General features: G+C 68.3%; 19 protein-coding genes. 8 read left to right on the forward strand and 11 right to left on the reverse strand.

Features of this window, described 5'->3' with window-relative positions; translation table 11 throughout:
- The first annotated feature begins 14 nt into the window (after positions 1–14).
- The 8 genes from D7S86_RS24110 (at position 15) to D7S86_RS24145 (ending at position 10584) form a co-directional block, all read left to right on the forward strand.
- A complete protein-coding gene (locus tag D7S86_RS24110) occupies positions 15–1058 on the forward strand; it encodes a LacI family DNA-binding transcriptional regulator (protein ID WP_121090199.1) in 1044 nt (347 codons plus the stop codon).
- 2 nt (positions 1059–1060) lie between these two features.
- Positions 1061–2002, forward strand: coding sequence for a ribokinase (gene rbsK / locus D7S86_RS24115; protein WP_276313558.1), 942 nt, complete (start codon positions 1061–1063; stop codon positions 2000–2002).
- A 151-nt stretch (positions 2003–2153) separates the two neighbouring features.
- Entirely contained in the window at positions 2154–2552 is a 399-nt protein-coding gene (gene rbsD / locus D7S86_RS24120; protein ID WP_121090374.1) for a D-ribose pyranase, read from the forward strand.
- Positions 2553–2780: 228 nt separating this feature from the next.
- Positions 2781–6671: a DUF748 domain-containing protein gene (locus D7S86_RS24125; RefSeq protein ID WP_121090201.1), complete on the forward strand. Its 3891-nt coding sequence runs from the start codon at positions 2781–2783 to the stop codon at positions 6669–6671.
- Positions 6672–6994: 323 nt separating this feature from the next.
- Positions 6995–7270, forward strand: a complete 276-nt coding sequence (locus D7S86_RS24130; protein ID WP_240648385.1) for a phosphopantetheine-binding protein — start codon at positions 6995–6997, stop codon at positions 7268–7270.
- A gap of 115 nt (positions 7271–7385) precedes the next feature.
- Positions 7386–8759 carry an NAD(P)/FAD-dependent oxidoreductase gene (locus D7S86_RS24135; protein ID WP_121090205.1) on the forward strand — a complete coding sequence of 458 codons (1374 nt, stop codon included), beginning with the start codon at positions 7386–7388 and terminating at the stop codon, positions 8757–8759.
- On the forward strand, positions 8759–9769 hold the full coding sequence (locus tag D7S86_RS24140) for a chorismate transformation FkbO/Hyg5 family protein (RefSeq protein ID WP_158602076.1): 1011 nt from the start codon (positions 8759–8761) through the stop codon (positions 9767–9769). Before D7S86_RS24135 ends, D7S86_RS24140 begins: the two co-directional genes overlap by 1 nt.
- Positions 9769–10584, forward strand: coding sequence for a glycosyltransferase family 2 protein (locus tag D7S86_RS24145; RefSeq protein WP_121090376.1), 816 nt, complete (start codon positions 9769–9771; stop codon positions 10582–10584). The genes D7S86_RS24140 and D7S86_RS24145 overlap by 1 nt, the downstream gene beginning before the upstream one ends.
- Here the strand turns inward: D7S86_RS24145 and D7S86_RS24150 are convergent.
- The 11 genes from D7S86_RS24150 to D7S86_RS24200 all read right to left on the reverse strand — a co-directional run bounded on the left by D7S86_RS24150 (position 10581) and on the right by D7S86_RS24200 (position 23331).
- Positions 10581–11930, reverse strand: a complete 1350-nt coding sequence (locus D7S86_RS24150) for a cation:proton antiporter (protein ID WP_166444158.1) — start codon at positions 11928–11930, stop codon at positions 10581–10583. The genes D7S86_RS24145 and D7S86_RS24150 overlap by 4 nt on opposite strands.
- 28 nt (positions 11931–11958) lie before the next feature.
- The gene (locus D7S86_RS24155; RefSeq protein ID WP_121090378.1) at positions 11959–12429 is read right to left on the reverse strand and encodes a hotdog family protein; all 471 of its coding nucleotides are present in this window, start codon (positions 12427–12429) and stop codon (positions 11959–11961) included.
- A 146-nt stretch (positions 12430–12575) separates the two neighbouring features.
- Positions 12576–13394: a beta-ketoacyl synthase chain length factor gene (locus D7S86_RS24160; protein ID WP_121090211.1), complete on the reverse strand. Its 819-nt coding sequence runs from the start codon at positions 13392–13394 to the stop codon at positions 12576–12578.
- A complete protein-coding gene (locus D7S86_RS24165) occupies positions 13391–14644 on the reverse strand; it encodes a beta-ketoacyl-[acyl-carrier-protein] synthase family protein (RefSeq protein WP_121090213.1) in 1254 nt (417 codons plus the stop codon). The genes D7S86_RS24160 and D7S86_RS24165 overlap by 4 nt, the downstream gene beginning before the upstream one ends.
- A 10-nt stretch (positions 14645–14654) precedes the next feature.
- Positions 14655–15482, reverse strand: coding sequence for a polysaccharide deacetylase family protein (locus tag D7S86_RS24170; RefSeq protein ID WP_205962888.1), 828 nt, complete (start codon positions 15480–15482; stop codon positions 14655–14657).
- The gene (locus tag D7S86_RS24175; RefSeq protein ID WP_121090217.1) at positions 15482–17953 is read right to left on the reverse strand and encodes an MMPL family transporter; all 2472 of its coding nucleotides are present in this window, start codon (positions 17951–17953) and stop codon (positions 15482–15484) included. The genes D7S86_RS24170 and D7S86_RS24175 overlap by 1 nt, the downstream gene beginning before the upstream one ends.
- Positions 17950–18612 carry an outer membrane lipoprotein carrier protein LolA gene (locus D7S86_RS24180; protein ID WP_158602077.1) on the reverse strand — a complete coding sequence of 221 codons (663 nt, stop codon included), beginning with the start codon at positions 18610–18612 and terminating at the stop codon, positions 17950–17952. The genes D7S86_RS24175 and D7S86_RS24180 overlap by 4 nt, the downstream gene beginning before the upstream one ends.
- Before the next feature lie 155 nt (positions 18613–18767).
- Positions 18768–19766, reverse strand: a complete 999-nt coding sequence (locus tag D7S86_RS24185; protein WP_121090221.1) for an LpxL/LpxP family acyltransferase — start codon at positions 19764–19766, stop codon at positions 18768–18770.
- Positions 19767–19854: 88 nt separating this feature from the next.
- On the reverse strand, positions 19855–21666 hold the full coding sequence (locus D7S86_RS24190) for an AMP-binding protein (RefSeq protein ID WP_121090223.1): 1812 nt from the start codon (positions 21664–21666) through the stop codon (positions 19855–19857).
- Positions 21667–21682: 16 nt separating this feature from the next.
- The gene (locus D7S86_RS24195; RefSeq protein WP_147432455.1) at positions 21683–22360 is read right to left on the reverse strand and encodes a COG4648 family protein; all 678 of its coding nucleotides are present in this window, start codon (positions 22358–22360) and stop codon (positions 21683–21685) included.
- A gap of 593 nt (positions 22361–22953) precedes the next feature.
- On the reverse strand, positions 22954–23331 hold the full coding sequence (locus D7S86_RS24200) for a hypothetical protein (RefSeq protein WP_121090227.1): 378 nt from the start codon (positions 23329–23331) through the stop codon (positions 22954–22956).
- Between the last annotated feature and the right edge of the window lie 293 nt (positions 23332–23624).

Genomic DNA, 23624 nt, shown 5'->3' on the forward strand with positions numbered 1-23624 from the left:
AAGGGTAGCGAACCATGTCGACCATCAAGGACGTTGCCGCGCTCGCGGGCGTGTCGTACACGACGGTATCGCACGTCGTGAACAACTCACGCCCGGTGAGCGACGACAAACGCGCCCGGGTGCTCGCCGCGATCGCCGAACTCAACTACGTGCCCTCGGCGGTCGCACGTTCGCTCAAAGCGAATGCGACCGCGACGATCGGCCTGATCGTGCCGAACAACACGAACCCGTACTTCGCGGAAATCGCACGCGGTATCGAGGGCTATTTCCGGCGCAACGGATATTGCGTGTTTCTCTGCAACTCCGATAACGACATCGAAACGCAGCGTGAATACCTGCGCGTGCTTCACGAAAAGCGCATCGACGGTCTGATCGTCGCGTCCGCGGGCGACGACGCGAAGGCCGCGCATGCGCTCAATCACGCGGGCGTGCCGGTCGTCATCGTCGATCGTCCGATCCCCGGGCTGCGCGCCGATCTCGTGCAGATCGACCATGAGACCGGCGCCGCGATGGCGACGCGTCATCTGCTCGATCTCGGTCATCGCCGTATCGGGTGTATCGCGGGCCCGGCGACGACCGCGGTCAGCGTCATGCGTGTCGCGGGTTTCAAGCAGGCCATGGCCGAGCACGGCATCGAGGTGTTGCCCGATGCCATCGTGGCAGGCGACTTTTCGAGCCCGGGCGGATATGCTGCGGCCTCCGCGTTATTCGATGCGCTCGCACCGACGGCGATCTTCGCGGGCAACGACCTCATGGGCATCGGCGCGCTGCGCGCGGCGGCCGAACGCGGTATCCGCGTGCCCGAGGATTGTTCGATCGTCGGCTTCGACGACGTCGAACTGAGCCGCTATGTCTATCCGTCGCTGACGACGGTCGGTCAGGCGATCCTGCGGCTCGGCGAGACGGCGGCGAGCGCGTTGCTCGATCGGATCAACGGCGTCGTCAGCGGTCCGACGCGCAAGCTCACGGTCGAGCCGAAACTGCTCGTGCGCGAGTCGAGCGCGCCGCCGTCGCTCCCGGCATCCGTTTCTTCTTCATCCCATCAACAAAAGGTCTAGCAGTGGAAGCGAAAAAAGATCAGCGGCAAGGCCGTGTCGTCGTGGTCGGCAGCCTCAATATGGATCTCGTGGTTCGCTCGCCGCGCATGCCTCAGCCCGGAGAAACGCTCGTCGGCCGTACGTTTGCTCAGGTGCCCGGCGGCAAGGGCGGCAACCAGGCCGTCGCGGCCGCGCGCCTGGGCGCCGCGGTGTCGATGATCGGCCGCATCGGCGCCGACGCGAACGGCGCGCAGCTCAAGCAGGGCCTCGAAGTCGAAGGCATCGATTGCAGCGGCGTGTCGTCGGACGCGGCGTTGCCGACCGGCGTCGCGTTGATCACCGTCGACGACGCGAGCCAGAACTCGATCGTCATCGTCGCCGGCAGCAACGGCGCGCTGACGCCCGAAGGGATCGCCGCGCGCGAGCCGGCGATCGCGGCGGCGGATGTCGTCGTCTGCCAGCTCGAAACGCCGCGCGAGACCGTGTTCGCGGCGATGCAGACGGCGCGCCGCGACGGACGCACCGTGGTGCTGAACCCGGCCCCCGTGACGGCGCCGTTGCCGCGCGACTGGCTCGAACTCGCGGACTTCGTGATTCCGAACGAAATCGAGGCGGCCGCGCTGTCGGGCGTGACCGTCGACTCGCCCGAGGCCGCGTATCGAGCCGCCGCCGCCTTGCGCGAGCAGGGCGCGCGCACGGTCATCGTGACGCTCGGCGGGCAGGGCGTGTTCGTGCTCGGCGACCACAACGCGCAGACGCACGGCACGCACTATCCGGCGCGGCGTGTCGACGCGGTCGATACGACGGCGGCCGGCGATACGTTCGTCGGCGGCTTCGCGGCCACGCTCGCCTCGGGGCGTTCGATCGACGAAGCCGTGCGCTTCGGTCTGGCGGCCGCCGCGCTGTCGGTCACGCGCGCGGGCGCGCAGCCGTCGATTCCGCGACTCGCCGAGGTCGCGCTTTAGTCGCCTGCAACCGGCGCGGCTCGACGCGGCATGCCGCGTCGAGCATGCCGTCGAGATCGAACGCCGAGCCGTACGCGGCGTCGTGCGCGAGCCGGTATGTCATGCCGCGTCCGGCGCGCGCCGCATCCATCCTTATCGTTTCAGTACGTCCATGAAAAAAACACGTTTGCTCCATGCCGATCTGTCGCGCCTGATCGCGACGCTGGGTCACGGCGACATGGTCCTCGTGACCGATGCGGGCATGCCCGCGCCGCACGACAGCCCGGCGCAGATCATCGATCTCGCGCTGACGCCCGGCGTACCGACGCTCGCGGCGACGATCGACGTGCTGCTCGACGAGATGCAGGTCGAGTCGCATATCGTGGCGACCGAAACGCTCGAACGGCTCGACCCGTGGTTCACGGGTTTGTCGCTCGACGCGATCGGCGCGCGGCGCGTCGTCAGTCACGAAGAACTCAAGGCGCTGTCGCGTCGCGCGCGCGCGGTGGTGCGCACGGGCGAATGCACGCCGTATGCGAATCTGATGCTCGTAGCGGGCGTCACGTTCTAGTTCGAAGTAGGGATAGACCCAAGAGGGATAAACCCAAGAGGGATAAACCCAGGATTCGGGAAAAGACGATTCGCGCGCTTGCGAAACCGCCGATCCCGCGCGCTTGGACGCGATTACCGCTTTCGCTTGAATCGGCTTGCATGAGGCCATGCCCGGCGGATTACTGAGACGTGTCGGGTTGATATACTCGTAGCGCCCCATGAAATTCGATCAGCCCACGAGCCCGCCATGTCGACGTCGCACAAGCTGTCGCCCTCCGAAGTCAAACAACGCCTGATTCGAGTAGGGCGGGCACGCACGACGCACCGATGGTTGATCGGAATCGTGATCGCGCTCGTCGTGTTCGGCTTATTGGGGTTTTTCGCGGCGCCGCCGCTGATTCGCCATGTCGCGGAACAACAGCTCGGCGCGGCGCTCGATCGGCCGGTCTCGATCGGCCGCGTCGCGCTGAATCCCTATACGCTGAATCTCGAAGTCGACCAGCTCGCCATTGCCGAGCGCGGCAATACCGGACCGTTTGTTTCGCTCGATAAACTCGTCGTGCGGACCTCGTGGGGATCGATATTCCGATTTGCACCGGTCGTCGATGAATTGACGCTTCAGGCGCCGCATTTTCATCTCGTCCGGACCGCCGCGCAGCGCTTTAATTTCTCCGATATCGTCGATAAATTTTCCGCGCCGTCGCCCAAGCCGCCGTCGAAAGGATTGCCGCGGTTTTCGATTTCGAATATCAAGCTCGTCGACGGCCGCGTCGATTTCGACGATCAGGTGCTGTCGGCCAAGCACGTGATCGACGATTGGCAGATCGGCATTCCCTTTGTCGCGACGTTGAAATCGAAGACGGATATCTTCGTCGAGCCGTTGCTCAAGATGCGCATCGACGGCAGTCCGCTCGAAGTGTCGGGCAAGACCAAGCCGTTCAAGGATTCGCGCGAATCCGATATCGCCTTGCGTTTCGACAAGCTCGATATTCCGAAGCTGCTGTCGTACTCGCCGGCCGCGCTGCCGGTCGTCGTGACGCAGGGCGCGTTGTCGTCGAATCTCGACCTCCGGTTCATCATGGCCGAGGACAAGCCGAGCCTGATCGTCGCGGGCACGGTCGACGTCGCGGGTCTCGCGGCGACGGATCACACGGGCGCGCCGCTCACGCAGGTCGACGCGATTCACGTGGCGACGTCGTCGCTCGAACCGTTGCAGAGGCAGTTTCATTTTGACGAGATCCGCCTCACGAAGCCCGTCGTCCAGCTCGTGCGGGATGCACAAGGCAAACTCAACCTGCTGACGCTGCCGCCCGCGCCGACCGCAGCGAATGCCAATGCCGCGAACGCCGATTCTCAAGCCGCCGCGGCCGCCAGCGCGCCCGCGGTCGCCGCCGCGCCGGCCAGCGCGGCGAACCCGGCGTCGGCGCCCGATCAGGCGCAGGCGCAATCGTCGTCCTCGGCCTCGGCCGAAGCCCCCGCGCCGCTCGATCTCGCGATCCAGAAGTTCGCGATCGACCATGCGGACATCAATATCGTCGATCATCTGCCGTCGGCCGCGCAGCCGATCCATATCGACGTCAACGACCTCAACGTCACGCTCGATCGCTTCTCGACGCTGTCGAACGATCCCGCGCACTACACGCTCGCGAGCAGCGATACGGGCGGCGGCGTGTTCAATGCCGACGGCGACCTCTGGCTCAAGCAGAGCCGCACGAGCGTCAAGCTCGATATCCATTCGGTGCCGCTCGCGCCGCGCCAGCCGTATCTCGCGCAGTTCGTCGCCGGCGTCGTCACGAAGGGCACGCTCGACGTCAACGGGCCGCTCGACGCGGACTGGTCGAAGACACCGTTCGCGATGCATATCGGCAATCTCGCGATCGGGCTCGACGGCGTCGAACTCGTCTACGAGCAGACGAAGCAGCCCGTGCTGTCGCTGGGTCACGCGCTCGCGCAGATCGATCATGTCGATCTCGGCGAGCGCGAGGCCGTCGTCAAGTCGATCGAGCTCGACCATCTCGCGCTCAAGGGGCAGCGCCTGCGCGACGGGTCGATCGATCTCGCGAAGCTGCAGCGCGGCGGCGCGGCCGGGCCGGACCTCTCGCATGCGCCGACGGTTCGCGCGGCGGCCAAGGCCGTCAAGGGCGAGCCGAGCTCGGCGGATTGGCACTACGAGATCCAGTCGGTCTCGCTCAAGCAATCGAGCGTCGATTTCGCCGATCGCACGACGCCGCAGCCGGTCTCGGTGTCGATCGATCCGCTCGACGTCACGGTCGAAGGTCTCAGCGACGACCTGTCGAAGCCGATCAAGGTTCGCACGGCGGGCACGCTGAACAAGAGCGGCACGTTCGACGCCGACGGCCGCGTGACGCCCAAGCCGCTCGGCGTCGCGCTGCGCCTCAACGGCAAGAAGCTCGATATCGCGTCGGTCGAGCCGTACTTCGCCCAATACCTGAACGTGACGCTCGCGAGCGCGCGGCTCAGCGCGAGCGGCGACGTCGCGGTGTCGGGCAGCGGGTCCGAGATGAAGGCCGGCTACAAGGGCGATGTGTCGATGACCGACGTGCGCATGCTCGACAAGGTCACGGCCGAGCCGTTCGCGGGCTGGACCACGCTGTCGCTCTCGAAACTCGTCGTCAATCGCGATGCGAACAACACGGACGTGTCGGCGGGCGTCGTGACGTTCGCGGGCTTCTACGGAAGCGTCGTGCTCGACAAACAGGGCAAGCTGAACCTCAAGGACATCGCGGCCAAGCCCGGCGCGCCGCCCGAGTCGATGGCGGGCGAGGCGAACGCGGCGGCGGCCGAGACGGCCGCGCATCCGCTGGCGTCGAACAAGGCGAAGCCCGCGCCCGAGCCCGCCTCCGCACCGGTCGCGCAAGCCGCGCCCGCGAGTACGGCGCAGGCCGCGAACGCGGCGTCCGCGCCGCCCGCGACGCTCGCGAAGTCGGGCATGGATCTGCGCTTCGGCCAGCTCGTGCTGCGTAACGGCCGCGCGGTCTACACGGACAACTTCGTGCAGCCGAACTACACGGCGAAGCTCATCGACATCAACGGCACGATCGGCGCGTTCGGCACGAAGTCGACGACGCCGGCCCCGGTCGATATCAAGGCGAACCTGTCGGCGAACGGTCCGGTCACGATCAAGGGATCGATCAATCCGCTCACGAAGATTCCGACGCTCGACCTCACGGCGGCCGCGCACGACGTCGAACTCACGAATCTCACGCCGTATTCGACCAAGTACGCGGGTTATCCGATCACGAAGGGCAAGCTCAACGTCGATCTGCACTATGTGCTCGACAACGACCATCTGTCCGCGGACAACCACATCTTCATCGATCAGCTCACGTTCGGCGATCACGTCGATAACGACACCGCGACGAAGCTCCCGGTCAAGCTCGCGCTCGCGCTGCTGACGAATTCGCGCGGCGAGATCGACGTCGATATTCCGGTGTCGGGCTCGCTCTCGAATCCGCAATTCAGCATCGGCGGGCTGATCTGGCAGGCCGTGCTCAATCTGCTTCAGAAGGCGGTCACGGCGCCGTTCACGCTGCTTGCGAACGCATTCGGCGGGCATTCCGAGGAACTCGGGTATATCGAGTTCGAGCCGGGCTCGGCGAAGCTGTCCGATGCGCAGCAGAAGAAGCTCGACACCGTCGCGAAGATGCTGACCGAGAAGACGAGCATCAAGCTCGACGTCATCGGCCGTGTCGATCCGAAGGTCGACGAACCCGCGCTGCGCGAGGCGGCCGTCGATCGCGCGGTCAAGGAAGAGAAGATCAAGGACACGGTCGGCAAGGGCGAGAGCGTCGACACGGATTCGATCACGATCGCGCCCGACGAGTACGACAAATATCTGAAGCGCGCGTACAAGGACACCGACTTCAAGAAAGACACGAATCTGGTCGGCATGACGAAGACTTTGCCCGACGATCAGATGAAGCAGCTCATGCTCGATCACACGACGGTCGGCGACGAGCAACTGCGCGAACTCGCCCAGGATCGCGCGGCGGCGGTGCTCCATTATTTCGAGGGCAAGACCGATCTGCAGCGTGTGTTCGTCGTCGCGCCGAAGCTCAACGCGGACGGTATCCAGGACAAGGGCCCGGCGACGCGCGTCGACTTCAATCTCAAATAGGCCGCGTTTTCACCGCCGCGCGCGGGACGGTCGCCCGATGAACCGTCTGCCCCGCACATCGGACGATCGCTTCCGATGTGCGGCGCGGTTCTTGCATCGTGCCCACGCCGTCCTTGCGCGGTCCCGGCGTTCCTGCCCACGCCTCCCGGCCGTGCGCGAGACGTCGGCCGAGCGGGCCCGCGCCCGGCCGGTTTCCAGCCTTGTGCCGGCCGGGCACGCCGTTTGCTGAAAGCACTGACAGTTTTACCGAACGTATCCAAATGCTTCCGGGATTGCCGGGTCATGTCGCGCCCGTATAATCGCGTCCAGCATGTTTTTTAGCGATGACACTATCCATCATGACGGAACTCGAAACCGAGCTCGCGAACCTGATTATCGACGAGCTGAATCTGCAGGATCTGAAGCTCGCCGACGTCAGCGCGGACACCCCGCTGTACGGCGAAGGCTTTGGACTGGATTCGATCGATATTCTCGAAATCGCCCTGATTATTTCGAAGCGCTATGGCTTCGAATTGCGTTCCGACAATCCGGATAACAAGGTCATTTTCAGCTCGCTCGGCCAGCTTGCCGCGCACGTCGGCGCGCATCGGACGAAGTGACGCGAGCGCGCGGCATGCGATATGCATGCGGGTGTGCGGGGCTCTGTGCATACCGGGTGCGGCCCGGTGCATCGGTCGACGAATTCAGAGGTCGGGCATGACGGATTCGATGCGAATGACAGCGAGCGGCGCGACGTCATCCGACGCGCGGCGCGACGTGCCGGCGCGGCTCGAATGCGACGTGCTCGTGATCGGCGGCGGCCCGGCGGGTTCGACCGCCGCGATCCGGCTCGCCGAGCAGGGCCACCGCGTCGCCGTGCTCGATAAGGCGCGGCATCCGCGTTTTCATATCGGCGAATCGCTGCTGCCCGCGAATCTGCCGCTGTTCGACGCGCTCGGCGTCGGCGACGCGGTCCGCGCGATCGGCATGCACAAGCCGGGCGCCGAGTTCGTGTCGCCGTGGCACGATCGCGCGCAGACGTTCTATTTTGCCGATGCGTGGAGCAAATCGATGCCGTCGGCGTATCAGGTCCGGCGGGCCGATTTCGACGCGATTTTATTCGAGCGCGCGGCCGAGGTCGGCGCGATCGCGCTCGACGGCTGCCGCGTGACCGACGTCCGGTTCGACGACGCGGGGCGAGGCGCGCGCGCGACCGCGTGGCGAGACGGGCACGGTTCGGACGAACGCGAACGCATCGAGATCGACGCGCGCTTCGTGATCGACGCGTCGGGGCGCGACACGTTTCTCGCGAACCGCTTCAAGTCCAAGGTCCGCAACGCGCGGCACAACAGCTCGGCGCTCTACGGGCATTTTCGTCACGCGCGCCTGAACCCGGGGCAGGATGCCGGCAATATTACGGTGTTCTGGTTCGAGCACGGCTGGTTCTGGTTCATCCCGCTGGCCGACGGCACGACGAGCGTCGGCGCGGTCGTCTGGCCGTATTACCTGCAATCGCGCACGACGTCGCTCGAGACGTTCTTCCGCGACACGATCGCGCTGTGTCCCCCGCTGGCCGAGCGGCTCGGCGACGCGACGCTCGTCTCGGGCCCCGAGGCGACGGGCAATTTCGCGTACGCGAGCAATCATGTGCGCGGCCCGAATTACCTGATGGTCGGCGACGCGTACACGTTCATCGATCCCGTGTTCTCGTCGGGCGTCATGCTCGCGATGAACGGCGCGTTCGAGGCGGCCGACGCCGTGCATGCGTGGCTCGAATCGCCCGCGCAGGCCGAACCCGCGATGCGGCGCTTCGAACGCGCGATGCGACACGGACCGCGCGCGTTCTCGTGGTTTATCTATCGCGTGACGAACCCGACGATGCGCGATCTGTTCATGGCGCCGCGCAATACCTTGCGGATGAAGGAGGCGCTGTTGTCGTTGCTCGCGGGCGATATCTTCGGCGAGACGCCGATCTGGCGCTCGATCTTCGCGCTCAAGGTCGTCTATTACGTCTGGTCGGCGCTGCATCCGCTGAGGACATGGCGCGCGACGATGCGCCGCCGGAACAATATCCGCGTCGTCGGACAGCCCATGAGCGGGAGCGCATGATGGACGCGGCCCACGTACACTCCGCGCGCCGCGTGCGCGACGCGGACCACCCGAATCACCCAAGTCCCTCGGGCCGTGCAAGCCGCGCAAATCACGCGGGCTGGGTCGCGCCGGGCGCGCTCGACGCGTTCGCGGCGAGCCTGCCCGCGCGGCTCGGTGCGACGATCTCGGGCGTGCATGGCTGCGTGACGTGGCTGCGCGGCGACGAGGCCTTGTTCGGCTCGATCGAACTCGCCGAACCCGCGATGCCCGCGCACGGCGCGCAGACGATCAGCGCGCGCCCGCTGCCGATCGAGATCGCGACGATCGAAGCGTACGACGCCTTGTTCGGGTGTCTCGAAGCCTATGGCTATCCGTATCTCGCGCGCGTCTGGAACTTCGTGCCCGACATCATCGGCGAGCAGGACGGGCATGAGCGCTATCGTCTGTTCAATAGCGCGCGCCAGGCGGCGTTCGCGGCCGCGCGGCGCGTCGTGACCGGCGACGTGCCGGCCGCGACGGGCATCGGTCTCGACGAGCGCACGTTGCGCATCCATTTCATCGCGACGCGTGTGCGTCCGATGCCGATCGAGAACCCGCGCCAGGTCAGCGCCTTCCACTATCCCGTGCAATACGGCCCGAAGAGCCCGACGTTCGCGCGCGCGGTCGTCGTGCCGTTTCGCTCGGGGCCCGTGTTGCTCGTGTCGGGCACGGCGAGCATCGTCGGCCACGAAACCGTGCACCGCGGCGATGTCGTCGCGCAGACGCGCGAGACGCTCGAGAATCTGCGCGCGGTCGTCGCCGAAGCGAACCGGCGCATCGGCGGCGCGGCGTTCTCGCTCGCCGCGCTCGCGAAGCGCATCTATATTCGAAATGCATCGGACTTCGACGCCGTGCGCGGCGTCGTCGACGGATGCGCCGGCGAGGAGGACGCGCCGCGGCATGCGGTGCGCGCCGATATCTGCAGGCCGGACCTGCTGGTCGAAATCGAGGCGAGCGGAGACGGGCGGACCGTCGCCGCCGGATCATGATGAGTGCAACGGCTGAACGGATTTTCAGCGACGCGTGCGACGTCTGTTCGACGACGCATCTCGTGCTGATCCCGAGTTACAACCCCGGGCCCAAGGTCTTCGACACGGTGCGCGAGGCGCGCCGCCGATGGCATCCGGTCTGGGTCGTCGTCGACGGCAGCACGGACGGCACCGCCGCGCAACTCGAAGCGATGGCGCGCGAGGACGACGGATTGCGCGTGGTCGTGCTGCCGCGCAACGGCGGCAAGGGCGCGGCCGTGCTGCATGGCGCCGACCTCGCCGCCGCGGCCGGCTATACGCATGTGCTGACGATGGACTCGGACGGCCAGCATCCGGCCGCGCTGATCCCCGACTTCATGCGCGCCTCGGGCCACGCGCCCGACACGATGGTGCTCGGACGTCCGGTCTTCGACCGGAGCGCGCCGCTCGAGCGCGTGCTGTTTCGCAAGCTCTCGAACGGGATGACCGATCTCGAAACGCTCTGGGCCGGCATCGGCGATTCGCTCTATGGTTTTCGCGTCTATCCGGTCGAACCGCTGCGGCGCGTGATGCGCGAGAGCCGCGCGATGCGCCGCTTCGATTTCGATCCCGAGGTCGCCGTGCGGCTCTGCTGGCGGGGTGTCAAGCCGATTCAGATTGCCGCGCCCGTGCGTTACTTCCGCGCCGACGAGGGCGGGGTCTCCCATTTCCGCTATGTCCGCGACAACTGGCTGCTGCTGCGCATGCATCTGCGTCTCGTCGGCGGCTTCGTGATCCGCTTGCCGCAGTTGCTCGAACGCCGGCACGCGCAAAGACAGACGCGCGCGACGCCCTAGCGCGCCTCGCGCATGGTCTTGCCGTGACGCCGCGCGGCACGCGCGAGCGCATGGCGGATCAACGGCATGGGCACGATCGTCGTGGCGATCGCCATGATGACAAGCATCGTGAACACGTTCGGCGAGATCACGCCGAGGTCGTAGCCGACGTTGATGACGATGAGCTCCATGAGCGCGCGCGTATTCATGAGCACGCCGAGGATATGCGACGCGTTCGCGTCGAATCCGCAGGCGCGCGCGGCGAGCCACGCGCCGCCGTATTTGCCGATCGTCGCGAGCGCGATCGTCAGTGCGCACCATCCCCAGAGCGCGGCCGAGTCGAGTCCGCCGACATTCGTGCGCAGCCCCGTGTACGTGAAGAAGATCGGCAGGAAGAACACGAGCACGAACCGGCCGACCGACGCGCGCCAGGCCTCGACGAACGCACGTTCCTGGTGGAGCACGACGCCCATCAGAAAGCCGCCGAAGATCGCGAAGATGCCGAGCGCATAGGTCGCCATCGCCGAGACGAAGATCGCGGCGAGGACTACGCCGAGCAGCGTGGGATCGAGCTGCCCCGTGCGTTCGAGGTCCGGCGCATGGCGGCCCACGTAGCGCCGGAACAGCGGACGGATGACGATCAGGCTGACGAGCGCGAAGGCGATCACGCCCGCGATGCGCAATACGAACGCGCGCCATTCGAACGCGGCCGAGACGAGCGTCGTCACGAGCGCGAGCAGCAGCCAGCCGACGACGTCGTTGATGGCCGCGGCGCTGATCGCGATGACGCCGAGCGGATGGCGCGTCATGTCGAGTTCGATGAGGATGCGACCGAGGATCGGCAGCGCGGTGATCGACAACGCGACCGCGACGAACAAGGCGGCGGCGAGCGGCGGCGCGGACGGCGACAGGATCGGCGCGCTCGCGTAGCCGAGTCCGAGTCCGAGCGCGAACGGCAGGGCAATGCAGGCGATCGCGACGGCGACGGTCGTCGTGCGGTTGCGCGCGGAGCCCAGATGCCCGAAGTCGAATTCGAGGCCGATCTGGAACATCAGCAGGATGAGTCCGATTTGCGAGAGGATCTGCATCGGTCCCGGCGGCGCGCTGCGAAACACGAAGTCGAATGCGTGCGGCGCGAGCGCGCCGAACAGCGAGGGGCCGAGCAGGAGTCCGACGACGATTTCGCCGACGGCCGCCGATTGTCCGATGCGTTGCGCGGCGAGGCTGCCCGCGCGCCCCGCCAGCACGATGATCGTCAACTGAAGCAGGATCAGGAACAGGATCGCTTCGGTCTGGTGGACGCCCGTCTGCGCGACGTGAGCGACGGGCGCGATCTGCGATGCGGCGGCCTGTACGGTGGGGAGCACGATCGACCCTCCTGGTCGGGCTGGCGTGTCAGGTCGCCGCGTTCGCGAGCCCGAGCGTATCGTCCGCGTCGAGCATGACGGTCGCGCGGCCCTCGGCGACCCTCTGCTCGCCCGCGCGGACCTCGAATGCGTAGAGAATGTTGCGCGCATCGCCGGACAGCCGGTGCGCTTCGCAGCGCAAGGGCGCGTCGAGCGTATCGAGGCGATCGACGCCGAAGCGCACGCCGCGAACCGCGGTCAGGAAGCCGACGGCGGGCGCTTCGGTGCGCGCGGCGATCGCGGCGCCGTGGGCGGCCATCGCCTGCGCCGCGTATTCGATCGCGACCGCCGCGCTGAGCCGGCCGCGAAAGCGCAGCGGGTGGTCGTCGCGCCGATGGCTCGTCGCGATGCAGACGATATGCTCGGCGTCCCACTCGATGACGTGATCGAGCAGACACATCGCGCCTTGATGCGGGATATGGCGCGCGATCCACGCGTGATCGAAGACCGGCGCGTCGATGGCGGACGCGTCGACGGCTCGTGCGTCGTGCTTGGCCGGCACGGGGTGCGTCTCGTGTGCCGCAACGGTCGCGCGGGGCGATGCGTCCGATGCGGCAGACACATCAGGCGTATCAGGCGTATCAGGCACGTCGGGGATGGGTGAGCTCAGCATGGGCTCACCCGCATCCTGAGCGCGGCGCCCGATTGATACTCGATCAGACACGTATGCGATGCGTCGTCCGGCGCTGCCCCGTTCGTTGCGGCGAGCGCCGCGAGCAGCGGCAGGCAGCGCGCCGACGGCACCGTGCCGCGCAGCGATTCGAGCCCCGCGTCGGCGAGGCGGTCGTGGGGCGCGTCGATCAGCGAGACGTCGAGGCGCGCGAGCGCCTGGTTCGACGGCGTCGGCGACAGGATCAGCGCCACGCTGAACGCGAACGGTATCGGGCGCACGCTGCGCAGCGGTTCGGGATAGTCGGATTCGTAGGCGACGAGCATGACGGGCACGCCGTCGCAGACGATCTGCGCGAGCGCTTCGAGCAGCCCCGCGCCGAAACTCGCGTCGTGCGCGCAGAGCACGTTCGACGTCGACATATCGCGCGTCGCGATGCTCCAGTAGCCCGAGGGCGCGTTGTGGACCGAGTTATGGAAACGCGTCGGCGAGATCGAACGGTCGTCGGACGCGAGCGTCTCGCAGATGGCGTGATAGTTCGGCCCGTCGCCGCCCGACGAGCTGAACACCGTCGGCAGTTCCGTCATATCGGGCCGCGCGCGCGTGGCCTGCTCGGCGGCCGCGAACGCGATGCGCACGACCGGTACCGCGCGCCGGCGTTCGGCGCTCGGCAGACGCTCGGGCGTCGGCAGCTCGGTCGGCGCCGCGGCATAGGGCACATCGCCGCGCAGCACGGCCGCGCACGCGGGCCAGTCGGCGAGGCCCGGGCCGCGCACGCCGACCGCTTCGACGTAGGCCGAGAGTGTCGTGGTCATGGCGCCTCCTGGTCGCGCGCGCGGAGCAGGTCCGAGACGCCCGCGACGTTCGCGAAGATCAAACTGCAGTTGGTCCCGCCGAAGCCGAACGAATTCGAGAGCACATAGCGCATTTCGGCCGCGCGATTCTCAAGCAGATAGTGGACGTTGAGCGCCGGGTCGACCCGCTTCGAGTTGATGCCGGCGGGCATCTCGTGATGGCGCAGCGCGAGGATCGAGATCACCGCTTCGAGCGCGCCGGCCGCGCCGAGCGTGTGTCCGGTCGCACCCTTGGTCGAGCTGCACGGCGTCGCGCCGAACACGGCGCTCACGGCGAGGCCCTCGGCCGCGTCGTTGCTCGGCGTCGCCGTGCCGTGCAGATTGATGTAGTCGATATCGCCCGCATCGAGACCGGCCGACGTCAGCGCCGCGCGCATGGCGATTTGCGCGCCGAGGCCTTCGGGGTGCGGCGACGACATATGGTGCGCATCGCTCGATTCGCCGTAGCCGACGAGCGCGATCGCGTCGTCGTCGGGCCGGCCGGGCCAGCGTTCGAGCAAGGCGAACGCGGCGCCTTCGCTGATCGAGATGCCGTTGCGATCAGGATCGTAGGGCCGGCACGGATCGGACGACAGCAGCTCGAGCGAGTTGAAGCCGTAGAGCGTCGTCTGGCACAGCGAATCGACGCCGCCGACGATCGCCGCGTCGATCAGCCCTGTCGCGATCAGCCGCGCGGCCGACGCGAAGACCTTCGCGCTCGACGAGCACGCCGACGACACGGCCGTGCTCGGTCCGCGCGCGCCCGTCAGCGCGCGGACGTATTCGACGACCGAGTAGGGGCTGTGCGTCGCGCTGTAGTCGAAGCCGGGCGGCAGCGCGCCGCTCGGCAAGCGGCGCCGGTAGGCGAGTTCGGTTTCGAGTACGCCGCCCGTGCTCGTGCCGAGGATCACGCCGACGCGATGCGCGCCATGCCGGCGCACGGCGTCGCGCGCGTCGTCGAGAAAACCGTCGGCCGCGAGGCCGATCCGCGCGAGCCGGTTGTTGCGGCAGTCGAAGGGCGCGAGCTCGCCGTCGATGCGCTCGGTGTCGGCGTTCGCGACGGGGCCGAGCCAGGTATCGAGATCGGACTCGGCGAAGCCGTCGCGCACGAGGCCGCCGCGCCGTTCGTGCAGCGCCGCGCGCAACGCGTCGTTGCCCTCGCCGACGCAGCTCGTCGCCGTGAAGCGCGAGACCCGCAACGGCAGGGTGACGGGGCGAAAGATGCCGCTCATGGACGAACCCTCATAGCATGTCGCGTAGCAGGACGGGTTGAAGGGCGGCGTGCGCGATCGCGTCGAGCACACGCGGCAGCGCATCGAGCACGACGGGCCGGCCGTCGCGCGCGCCGGCCGCGTGGCCGTCGTGCAGCAGCAGGATGTCGCGCGCGGCGAGACCGCGCAGCAGGCGCGCGCAGACGCGCATCGGGTCGGCCTCGCGCGTGTCGAAGCCGCGCCGCGTCCAGCTCGTGAGCTGAAGCCCGAGCTGCTGGAGCAACGGATCGAGAAACGGGTTGCGCAGTCCCGCGGGCGCGCGGAAGCAGCGGGGCGCGACACCGGTCGTATCGGCGATCACACGCTGCGCTTCGACGATCTCGCGGCGCATCGCGCGCGGGCCGCTGACCGAAAACGTGTGCACATGACGCCATGAATGGTTTTCGAGCGCATGGCCGCGTTCGACGATCTCGCGCGCCAGCGCCGGGTGCGCGCTCACGCGCGTGCCGATCGCGAAGAACGTCGCCTTGACGCCCGCGGCGTCGAGCAGATCGAGCACGCGTGGCGTGACGTTGGGGTCCGGGCCGTCGTCGAAACTCAGCGCGACCGCCGTGCGTGCGCGCGGCGTGTCGGGCAGGCGGATCCAGTTGCTGCCCATCCATTGCGAGCGAGGCCAGAGGCCGCCCGTCGCGAGCACCGCATGATTCGCGACGATCGCGCCGAGCGTCCAGGGCCAGAGATGCGGCGCGGCGAGCGTGATCGCGCCCGCGCCGAGATGCAGGCCGGCGGAGCCGCGCACGATGGCCGGCCAACGCACGCGTGCGCGGGCGATCGGGGTCGAGGTCGGAGCGGCGGGCATCAGGACAAGGGGGCCTCGCGGGCCGGTTCGGGTGAAGGATCGGGGCGGCGTGGCGCGTGCCGCGAGAACAGGGCCGACAAACATAACGCAAGGATCGCGCCCGGGCCGACGGTTTCGCCGAAAGCCTTGAGCAACGGCACCGACGATAGCGCGAGCACGCCGAAACCCGCAACCGTCGTGAGGTTCGCGACCGCGAGCGATGCGTAGGTGATGGCCTCGGGCATGTCCTGCTCGGCGTGGCGCGCGAAGAACAGCGCGTAATTCGAACCGACCGCGACGATCAGCAGCAAGCCGACCACATGGAGCAGCGTCAGCGAGACGCCCGCGATGCCGAGGCCCGCGACAACGGTCACGACCGCCGCGAGCAAGGGTCCGAGCACGCGCACGAGACGCGTGAGCGAGCGCAGCGCGAGCGCGAGCAACGCGACGATGACCGCGAGTCCCGCGAGCGCGAGCCGCAGTGCTTCGCGCATATATCGGTCGTACATCGAATCGCTGGCCTGCTTGAGATCGACGAAGCTCACGCGCGCGGGACCGTCGTCGACACCGGCGAGCGCCGCGCGCACGGCGTTCGCGTCGATCTCGACCGACGCCGACGGCGCGCGCAGCGGCAGCAGCGCATGGCAGCGTCCGGGCGAGCAATCGGTCATCGCGCGCACGCCGAGCCCGAGCGACGAGCCGCGCAACCACGAGGCCGTCAACAGCGGCTGGGTGCGCGCGCTGTCGACGTCGGCGATAAACGGCTCGAGCGCCTGGGGATCGAACGGGGTGCCGTCGGCCGCTTGCGCGAGCCGCGCGCGCAGCTCGGCTGCCGGCGGCAGCGATTCCTGGCGTTGCCGTTGCGTCGCTTCGCTCGGCAGATAGCGCGCCGGGCTTTCGTAGCCGCCGATCGCATGCGAAGCGCTCAGACGGTCGAGCACGGGCGCCGCGCGTTCGGCGCCTTCGAGCACGGCGTCGAGCGTCGGCGCCGAGACGACGACCATATAGCGCGCATCGGGCGCGCCGATCTGCGCGCGCAGGGCCTGATCCTCGGCGATCGCCTGGGGCGGCACCGGACTCAGCGCGCTGAGTTCGTCGTTGAGCCACGCGCGCGGATGCGTGAGCCACGCGGCCGCGATCCAGGCCGCGATCAGCACGAGCGCGAGCACGCGGTGGCGGCGCGCCGCGTCCGCGACGCGCATGAGCCGCGCGCCGACGGCGCTCATATCGCGCACGGTCAGCGTCAACGGCGTCAGCACGGGCAGCACCCAGCGCGTGACGGTCGCCGCCGCGACGAGCCCGGCGATCGAATAGACGCCGAGTTGCGCGAGCCCCGGAAAGCTCGACAACGTCAGCGCCGAGAACCCGCAGACCGACGTCAGCATGCCGAGCCGCACGGTCGGCCAGGCGCGCGCGACCCAGCGGCGCACGCGCGCATCGCGCGCCGCGCGCCGTCCGGCGCGATCGTCGGAGCCCAGGCCGGTCCCGCGCCGCGTGCGGTCGCTCGACTGAATGAACAGGTAGATCGAGTAGTCGACGGCTTCGCCGATCAGCGTCGTGCCGAAACCGAGCGTGATGCCGTGGACACTGCCGAACGCGAGGCTCACGGCCGCGACGCCGACGAGCGCGCCCGTCAGCACGGGCAGCAGGCCGAGCCCGAGCATCGGCGCCGAGCGGAACGCGAACAGCAGGATCACGACAATCAGCACGGCGCTGACGAGCGAGAGTCGCGTGACCTCGTGCTTGATCGTCGCGCGGCTGTCGACCGCGAACTTCGGCGAGCCGGTGATCTCGATCGCGAGCGGGGTATGCAGCGCGGCGAAACGATCGCGCACGGTCGCGATCGCGTGTTCCTGCGCGTCGGTGTCGGAGCCGCTCGCGGCCGTCGTCAGCACGAGCATCGCGCGCTGTCCGTCCTTCGACGACCACGCGCCGTATTGGATCGGCGGATGACCGCCCGCGTCGAGCTGATCGGCGAGATGCAGCGTCTCGCCGGTCGGATCGCGATTGACGAGCGGCTTGAGCGAGAGGCCCGCGGGCGAGCTCAGCAGGTCGAGCGTGTCGTTGAGCGCGGCGCGCAGGCCCGCGACGCTGAATCGGTCGGCGTTGACGTCGGGACTCAGCAGATAGCGATAGCGAAACAGCAGCGCGGCATCGTGCTCGCGCTGCTCGGGATCGAGCGCGCCGTTGACGACCGATTCGAATGCGGGATCCGTGCGCAGCGCGCTCGCGAGCGCGATCGACGCTTGCGCGCGTTGCTCGGCCGTCCCGCCCGAGAGTCCGACGAGCAAGGTGCGGGACAGCGCGCCGTTCTTGAGCTGGTCGACGAGGACGCGCTGCTCGGTGTTCGGATTGCGCGGCAGGAACGCCGACAGGTCCGTCGTGAACGTGGTGCGTGAGACGACGAACACGCAGGCGAGCAGCAGCAAGGCCCAGAGCGTCACCGCCACCTGGCCGGGGCGGCCGGGCGGGCGCGGCGCACGGACGTTCATGAAGGGCGTGTCTCGATCGTGAGCACCGAGCGATCGCCATCGGTCTGGATGGTTTCGATCGTGCGGATCTGCAGTTGGCCGTTGGCGTCTTGCGCGCCGCTGACGACGATGTGGTGGATCGCGCGCGTGAGCGAGGTGTCGATCGGCGTCAGCGTCAGATGCCAGTCGGACGCCGACCCCTCGGCCGCGAGCTTATATGCTTGTTCGAGCCGCGCGCGGTCGCCCGTCAGCGTGCCGCGCACGCTGTCGACGACCGTCGCGATCTCGGGGTATTGCGTGAGCGACACGACGCGTTCGCGGCCGTCGCGCGACATCGTGACGGTGTCGCCGTCGACGACGAGCGATTGCTCGCGCGGCTTCAAGGTGTGCTGCTCGAAATGATCGGGCGCGCGAAACGCGAGCGTGCCCGACGACTCGACGGGGCCGCGCAGATTCGACAGGTATTTGACTTCGCTGAAGCGCGCCTCGCCGGACTTGCGTTGCGCGAACGCATGCATGAGCGCGTCGATCGTGATCGGACCGGTCTGCGCCGCCGCGCTCGGCGGCTCGCTTGCCGCGCTCTGCGGCGCGTGGCCTTGCGCCGGGGCGGGGACTTGTGTCTGTGTTTGCGCCTGCGCGGGGATTGCGAACGCCGCGCCGAGCACGTACGACGTCAGCACGGCGATCGCGACGACGGTGACGTACGTCGTGACGCGCGTGGCGACGCATGTGGCGGCACGCTTAATGGCACGCGCCGCGCTCGGCATCGCGTCGGCAAACGACCGACGGCATCGCGGTTGGGCCCGGGCACTCGCATCGTGCGGCACGCTGCGCATCAGAGGTTCTCGCAAAATAGATCGTTATCGGATTGTTCCGACCAGAACGGGAAGAAGTTGAACCAGTTGTACGGCGCGCGCCGGCAGTGCTTTTCGAGCAATTCGACGTAGCGCCGCATGGCCGCGTCGATTCGCTCGGCGCGGCGGCGCCCGCCGTCGGCCGCATCCGAGAAGTCGGCGAGCTGTTCGAAGTAGACGTCGTAGGCGTTGCCGCCCGCGTAGGTCGCCGTCATGAAGACGACGGGGCGCCGCATCAGCGCGGCAACCCGGAACGGCCCGACCGGGAACGGCGCGGGCGCGCCGAGGAACGGCAATTCGACCGTCGTTTCGTCGGCCGGCGTGCGGTCCGCGAGCAGACCGACCATTTCGCCGGCGTCGAGCCGCTCGCCCGCGCGCAGCATCGAGTCGACGCGGCCCATCGGGATGATGTCGAGCAAGGCCTTCGGATTGATCGCGGCGATCGTCGCATTGATCTTCTGCGCGTTTTCTTCGTACATCAGCATCGATGCACGCAACCCCGCGAACTGGCGTCCGACGGACGACAGCACTTCGAAGCTGCCGAGATGCGCGCCGATCAGGAAGGCGCCGCGCTCCTGTTCAAGCAGATCGCGCATCAGGTCGCCGCCGTGCACGCGGATATCGAACAGATCGAAGCGGTCGTTGATCAGGAAGATCCGGTCGTGAATCGTCGTCGCGAACGTGTAGACCTGGCGGAAACCGTCGATCGGCGAGGCTTTGCGGCCCAGCACGCGGCGCAGATAGTCGAGCGACGCGCGGCGCGCCGACGGCGCGAAGAGCATGAAGTACGCGGTGATCGGGAACAGCGCGATACGCGACAGCGGACGGCCGATCGCGAGCGACAGGCGCGCCATGCTGCGCAACGCCCAGAGCGAGCTGCGTTCGGGATTGCGCGTCCATTGCGCGGCCCGGCGTTTGCGCGGCGCGCGAGCGGAGGCGGCCGAGGCCGACGTTTCGTTGGTTGAAGGTGTTGAACTCATGGCGTCAACATACCGTGGTCGTTGCGGGGCGGGTGTAACAAGTTCTTGCGGAATGTTCGTGCGCGCGGCGCGCCGTCGCGGGTCGTCGTCATGAGGCGACCGTCCCGCGCGCGACGATGCGCTCGCTTGCCCGGATCGTGAATTCGATCGCGCCCGACGGGCTCGCCTTGCGTTCGAGCGTCAGCGTTTCGCCGGGCGTCACCGGGCTCAGGAACTTGACCGATGCGAGCGCGCACGCGCTGACGGCGCGTCCGGTGTCGTGTGCGATCGCATCGAGCGCCGCGTCGAGCAGGACGACGCCGGGCAGGACGGGCCGGCCCGGGAAATGGCCCGCATAGGCCGGATGGTCGTGCGGAATCGGCAAGACGAGGGGCGCGTCGTTCGTCTGCGCGGGCGCTCGGGCGTGCTTCTGCGCGGCGACGTGCCGTTCATAGAGCGACTTGAGCGTCGCGCGCACGAGCTTGCCCGTTTCGTTGCGCGGCAATGCATCGACGAGCACGAGCGGGCGCGGCAGGAAGGCGGGGTCGACGCGCTGGCGCAATGCGGTCAGGATTGCATTGGCCGACAGGCCGGGCGCGACCGCGAACGCGGCGAGCCGCGTGACGATGCCCGGCGTCTCGTCATCGGGCAGATAAAACCCCGCATCCTCGACGCCGTCGATCGACGCGATCTGATGGTTCAGATAGCCGATCGACGTTCGCTTGCCCGCGATATTGACGAGATCCGCCGTGCGGCCCGTCAGCACGAAGCGGCGCACGTACCCGTCGGCGTCGGGTTCGCCGCGCGGTTCGAGCAGATCGCCGAGCGGGGTCGGCGTTTCGATATGGCCTTCGGAGGCCCACGCCTGGGTGTTCTGCCAGCTCAGCCGGATGCCCGGCATCAGCAGCCAGTCCGTATCCGTCGCGGTGCGCCGCGTCGCGATCTGGCCGGTTTCCGTGCTGCCGTAGATTTCCTTGAGCGGTCCCGCGAAGCGCTGCTCGGCTTGTTCGGCGAGCGTCTGCGAGAGCGGCGCCGTCGCGGACAGGATCAGGCCGAGCGCGGGCCACGCGGCGGGTGTTTCGGGCGTGCTCAGCAGTGAACGCAGATGCACGGGCGTCGTCACGAGCAGGCGCGGCTCGGGTGCCGACGCGAGCGTGTCGATGACGTCGGCCGGGTAGAACGGCCGGCCCGTTTCGAAGATCTGCGCGCCGATCAGCGCGAGCAGGACGGTCGATTCGAAGCCGAACATATGCTGCGGCGGCACCGTGCCGACGAGCGTATGCGGGCGCGTGTCGTCGAGGCCGAGCGCGGTCTTCGCGACGTGCACGCTGTGCACGAGGCGGCCCCAGGTCTTCGGATGCGGGACGGGCACGCCCGTCGAGCCCGACGTGAAGACATAGGCGACGACGCGATCGGCATGGATACGCGGCACCTCGAACGCGGTCGATCCTGCCCGCGGTCCGGCGTCAGCTCCGACTCCGGTCTCGGCTCCGGCTTGACGTTCGACGCTGGCTTCGCCATCGCCATCGCCATTGGCATCGATCTCGGTCTCCGATCGATCCGCCTGCGCGGCTTCCCACGGCAACGCGATCGGATAGCGAAACGTGGGCAGCGCGACGTGCTCGGTATGGGAGTCGGCGACGCAGAACGTGTCGGGCGCGAACTCCTTGAGCCGTTCGACGGCCTCGGGCGTGTACGTCGACGGCAGCAAGGTGATCCGATGATCGAGCATCGCCGCGGCGAGCGTGACCGCGAACGCATACCGGTCGCCGCACGCATTGAGCAGATGCGTGCCCGCGGGCAGCGTGGCGGCCACGGTGCGGACGTCTGCGATAAACCGCGCCGCGGTGATCGGCATGCCGCGATGCCGCGCGACGATCGCGTCCGCGTGCCGATGGGCGATCAGCGCAAGGTGGGTCATGATGCGTGCGCCCGTGTCAGCGCGCGTTCGCGCGCGAGCGCGTGGACGAGCCCGGCATCGGCATCGTCGCGATCGCGCGGATCATGTCGACCGCCGTCGTGCGCTCGTGCGCGGGAATCACGATGCAGCGCACCGCGTATTCGACGATGAACACGCCGATCGTCAGCGGCGCCGCCGACCACCAGACGAAGTGCAGCCACGTTTCGAACGCCTCGGCCGCATAGACGAGCGGCGAGGTCGCGGCGACGAGCGCGAACACGCAGGCCCATGCGAGCGTGACCTTGCGCGTATAGCGCGCGACGCGGTCCGAGACGGTGCGGTGCACGCGCCGCGCCACCTGCGTGCAGAACGGCACGATGCCGGGCCGCAAGGTGCGGCCGAACCAGTGCGCGAGCATCAGGTTCGCGACGACGTGATCGACGAGATAGGCGAAGCGGATCATGCGCAGCGAGTGATCGGTATGACCGATCCAGACCGCGGACGCCGCCGCGGCGACGACCCCCGTGACGATGAGCGCGCGCCAGCGGGCGGACAACCGGCAGGCCGCGATCAGCATGAAGGCGACGGGCGGCGCGATCGCGACGAGCATCGAGGCGATACCGGGCATCGCGTCGCGATGAGGCGCGAGGGGGCCGCGGATCAACGAGTAGAGCGCGCAGCCGGCCAGGACGAGCGCCAGCGCGATCAAGGGCACCGATATCCGGGCCGGAGGCCGGAATCTCGTCGAGCGACGCTCCGGTGCGCGACGCGTTCTGTGGGCGTTCACATTCAATATGGGGCACCGAACATCTGCGACCGCGCGGCGCCGGGGCGTCCGACGGCGGTCATGCATTCATAGGGAGCGGCTCGCCGCACCGGCCGTCGGATCGTCCGATCCGCCCGCTGTGCGTCGACAACGGGGCGGAGCGGCGAGGCTTCGAGCCGGCCGCTGCTGCCTCGGGCGCGCGGCGGCGATCGAGTCGCGACCGGGCGTCGGGGTGCCGCAAGCCAGCGCGCATCTTACAAGCCGGTCATAGTGACCGGCAAGGCTGGCGATTCCCGATCGGTGTCAGTCTCGAACAGGGGGGCCGACACCGAACGGCGCTTCGCCGTTACGCGCTTATCGGGAAATGAGCAAGCCATGTGCCCGGCGGGGCGCGCAAGCGCCGATCGTGCGGATTGCGCGGAGCGCGCATATCGCGCGTGCGGGCCGCACGGGGCGGGCGAAATGGGGGTGTCGTGCGCATGCTTGCGCATCCGGGCACGATTTTTCACTCGATCCGGCGGAGAACTGCCGATGGCGCTGCGCTACGCGGCGCCGTCGTCGCCGAGCAGGCCCGCGTCGCGTAGGCGCGCATCGCAATCGTTCATGACGTCGATTGCGATCGCCGACTGGTAGTCGGGATCGAGCGCCTGCATGAGCTCGTGCGAGATGAACAGACCCGCTTCACGCGAGACGGCGTCGGCGAGTTCGCGCGCGAAGCGGTCGCTGAGTTCGGCGAACGCGCGTTTTTCGCCGAGCGTCAGCATGACGCGCGTGCGCGTGAGCCAGATATTGGTCAACTGGACGGCCTGCGCGTCGGTCATCCAGGCCGCGTATTCGTAATAGGCCGACAGGCGCTCGGCGGTCAGCGCGAAGAGCAGCCGCGTGCGGGGAAGATGTTCGTCGGGGGGCAGGTGGGGCATCGACAGCGGGGGGCGTTAGCAAGACGGGGCAGGGACGGGGCGCGCGGGCCGCGACGGCGCGCGGCGGCCGGCAGCGCGAGATAGGCGCGAGCGTACCACGCCGCGGGCGGGGATTCGACGTCGGGTCCGGCGCGAGATGAGCGCCTGGGCGGCGACGGGCGCACGGGCCAGACTGGCCCGCCGAACCGCCGAACCGCCGAACCGCCGAACCGCCGAACCGCCGAACCGCCGAACTGCCGAACTGCCGAACTGCCGAACTGCCGAACTGCCGAACTGCCGAACTGCCGAACTGC

It is taken from the genome of Pararobbsia silviterrae, assembly GCF_003628125.1.
Taxonomy (GTDB): domain Bacteria; phylum Pseudomonadota; class Gammaproteobacteria; order Burkholderiales; family Burkholderiaceae; genus Pararobbsia; species Pararobbsia silviterrae.

Coding starts and splice junctions, on each gene's coding strand:
- D7S86_RS24110 (WP_121090199.1), top strand. CDS start 15: ATGTCGACCATCAAGGACGTTGCCGCGCTCGCGGGCGTGTCGTACACG.
- rbsD (WP_121090374.1), top strand. CDS start 2,154: ATGAAAAAAACACGTTTGCTCCATGCCGATCTGTCGCGCCTGATCGCG.
- D7S86_RS24125 (WP_121090201.1), top strand. CDS start 2,781: ATGTCGACGTCGCACAAGCTGTCGCCCTCCGAAGTCAAACAACGCCTG.
- D7S86_RS24130 (WP_240648385.1), top strand. CDS start 6,995: ATGACACTATCCATCATGACGGAACTCGAAACCGAGCTCGCGAACCTG.
- D7S86_RS24135 (WP_121090205.1), top strand. CDS start 7,386: ATGACAGCGAGCGGCGCGACGTCATCCGACGCGCGGCGCGACGTGCCG.
- D7S86_RS24140 (WP_158602076.1), top strand. CDS start 8,759: ATGGACGCGGCCCACGTACACTCCGCGCGCCGCGTGCGCGACGCGGAC.
- D7S86_RS24145 (WP_121090376.1), top strand. CDS start 9,769: ATGAGTGCAACGGCTGAACGGATTTTCAGCGACGCGTGCGACGTCTGT.
- D7S86_RS24160 (WP_121090211.1), bottom strand. CDS start 13,394: ATGACCACGACACTCTCGGCCTACGTCGAAGCGGTCGGCGTGCGCGGC.
- D7S86_RS24165 (WP_121090213.1), bottom strand. CDS start 14,644: ATGAGCGGCATCTTTCGCCCCGTCACCCTGCCGTTGCGGGTCTCGCGC.
- D7S86_RS24170 (WP_205962888.1), bottom strand. CDS start 15,482: ATGCCCGCCGCTCCGACCTCGACCCCGATCGCCCGCGCACGCGTGCGT.
- D7S86_RS24175 (WP_121090217.1), bottom strand. CDS start 17,953: ATGAACGTCCGTGCGCCGCGCCCGCCCGGCCGCCCCGGCCAGGTGGCG.
- D7S86_RS24185 (WP_121090221.1), bottom strand. CDS start 19,766: ATGAGTTCAACACCTTCAACCAACGAAACGTCGGCCTCGGCCGCCTCC.
- D7S86_RS24190 (WP_121090223.1), bottom strand. CDS start 21,666: ATGACCCACCTTGCGCTGATCGCCCATCGGCACGCGGACGCGATCGTC.
- D7S86_RS24200 (WP_121090227.1), bottom strand. CDS start 23,331: ATGCCCCACCTGCCCCCCGACGAACATCTTCCCCGCACGCGGCTGCTC.